Consider the following 1835-nt stretch of genomic DNA (forward strand, 5'->3'; position numbering starts at 1 on the left):
CGGAGGTGTTCCGGCCGGCGGGCGCGGGAACGGTGGAGCCGCTGGGCGGCGGCATGAGCGTGACGGTGCAGGTCAGCGGCGGCGACGTCGGCGGCCTGGCGCGCTCGGACGCGCAGTTGGCCCAGGCGCTGGCGCGGGCGGTGAGTTTGGGGGCGCGGCGGCTGTGAACTCTACGTGACCCCTCTCTCTATGAGAGAGGGGTCATGGAAAAGGCCCGCCGATCGCTCGGCGGGCCTTGGGATCCTTACACCGCCAAAGCATGCAAAGGCGGGTCGCCCCAGCGGTTGTCGCGGGTCTGGCCTTCGGCGCAGCCGACCCAGAGGGTGAAGCCGACCGTGACCAGGAAGCCGAGGACCGCCGCGACGACCATGCCGCCGACGCTGGCCAGGGCGAAGATCTCCGGGTCGCCGCCGCCCAGGGCGATGGCGGCCGAGCCGAACACCAGCCACATCACCGAGCCCATCAGCAGCACGGGGCCGAGCAGGATCGGCAGCAGCTGCCACCAGGCGCTCTTGCCCATGTCGTGCAGGCGCTTGGCGTAGATGCAGACGAAACAGAACAGCGTGACCAGCGAGGCGGCCCACCCGATGAGCGGGATCCAGCCGGCGACCACGTTGACGCCCAGCAGCATCAGCCAGGCGATCCAGAACGCCTGACGACCGATGCGGCCGTCGGCGGTGAACATCAGGGTTTTCCAGTCCATGTCTTTTCAGTCTCCCAACCTTGAAAAGGAGACTAGGCCCGGCGGGCTCGCGCTTTAAGTGAAATGGGCGTCATGACAAGGGTTTAACCCGCTTGAGGTGTGCGCCGCCCCGGCGTGAAGCCGAGCCAGGCCAGGAAGCCCAGCCAGATCAGGGCCATGGTCGGCAGGGCGATCAGGAAGGGCGTGATGACGGCAATGCCGTCGAGCCCGGCCATCCAGGCGCGGCCGCCGCCCTGCAGGGCGAGATTGGCCAGCCAGACGAGGATCAGGGCCCCGGGGCCGCGCCCCATGTCGCGCAGCCGCTTGAGGCACAAGACGCCGCTGATCCAGGCCTGGAACAGCATCATCACCGCGCCCGTCCCCCAGACCTCGACCAGGCCCGGCAGGGCGGCTTCGGCGTCCATGTCGCCGAACCAGGGGCCGAGCACCGGGGCGGCGAAGAAGGCCCGCGCGCCGTAGGGCATGGCGGCCAGCCCCATGGCCGCGTCGATCGCCGCCAGCAGGAACAGCCCCAGCCAGAAGTCTCGGCGGCCGACGGCGCCGCGCGGCGACAGGAGCAGGGCGAGTAGGGGCACGGGTCGGTCTCCGATCAAATGTAAGTAAGCAATCACTCACATTCCATATCCTTGTCAAGGAGGGCTCGGATGAGCGCCTTTCACGAGACGCGCCTGCCGCTGCGCTTGGCCTTCGGCGGGACCAGCGGGATCGAGCGGCGGACCGAGGTGGTCGGCCTTGCGTCCGGCTTCGAGCGGCGGTCGAGTCCCTGGGCGCAGGGCCGGCGGCGCTACCTGATCGGCACGGCCAGCCGCAGCCTGGACGAGGCGGCCGAGCTGGTCGCGTTCTTCGAGGCGCGGCGGGGGCGGCTGCACGGGTTCCGGTTCCGGGATCCGGCCGACTTCAAGTCGTGCGCGCCGTCGGCGGCGCCGGCTCCAGCCGACCAGGCGCTGGGAACGGGCGATGGGACGCGGACCTTGTTCCAGCTGGTGAAGCGGTATGGGGCCGGCGAGGAGGCGGTGGTCCGCACGATCGCCAAGCCGCAGGCCGGAACCGTGCGGGTGGCCGTGGCGGGCGTCGAGCAGGCGGCCGGGGCCTTCGCGGTCGATGTGGCGAGCGGCCTGGTGAGCCTGGCGGC

The 1835-nt window shown here is 70.7% G+C and carries 3 protein-coding genes and 1 pseudogene; 2 read left to right on the plus strand and 2 right to left on the minus strand.

Features of this window, described 5'->3' with window-relative positions; translation table 11 throughout:
• Window positions 1-167: pseudogene (locus tag DMC18_RS19935) on the plus strand (phage tail tape measure protein); the annotation flags it as partial.
• Between the two features lie 77 nt (window positions 168-244).
• On the opposite strand, the gene DMC18_RS19940 reads toward DMC18_RS19935, so the two are convergent.
• Both DMC18_RS19940 and DMC18_RS19945 read right to left on the minus strand, forming a co-directional pair.
• Window positions 245-703: a DUF805 domain-containing protein gene (locus DMC18_RS19940; RefSeq protein WP_110120746.1), complete on the minus strand. Its 459-nt coding sequence runs from the start codon at window positions 701-703 to the stop codon at window positions 245-247.
• Between the two features lie 83 nt (window positions 704-786).
• Window positions 787-1278, minus strand: coding sequence for a hypothetical protein (locus tag DMC18_RS19945; RefSeq protein ID WP_110120745.1), 492 nt, complete (start codon window positions 1276-1278; stop codon window positions 787-789).
• 69 nt (window positions 1279-1347) lie between these two features.
• Between DMC18_RS19945 and DMC18_RS19950 the strand changes: the two genes are divergently transcribed.
• On the plus strand, window positions 1348-1835 hold a 488-nt coding region (locus DMC18_RS19950; protein ID WP_110133240.1), incomplete at its 3' end, for a DUF2460 domain-containing protein.

Source organism: Caulobacter sp. D5, from assembly GCF_003185805.1.
GTDB lineage: Bacteria > Pseudomonadota > Alphaproteobacteria > Caulobacterales > Caulobacteraceae > Caulobacter.

Coding starts and splice junctions, on each gene's coding strand:
- DMC18_RS19940 (WP_110120746.1), bottom strand. CDS start 703: ATGGACTGGAAAACCCTGATGTTCACCGCCGACGGCCGCATCGGTCGT.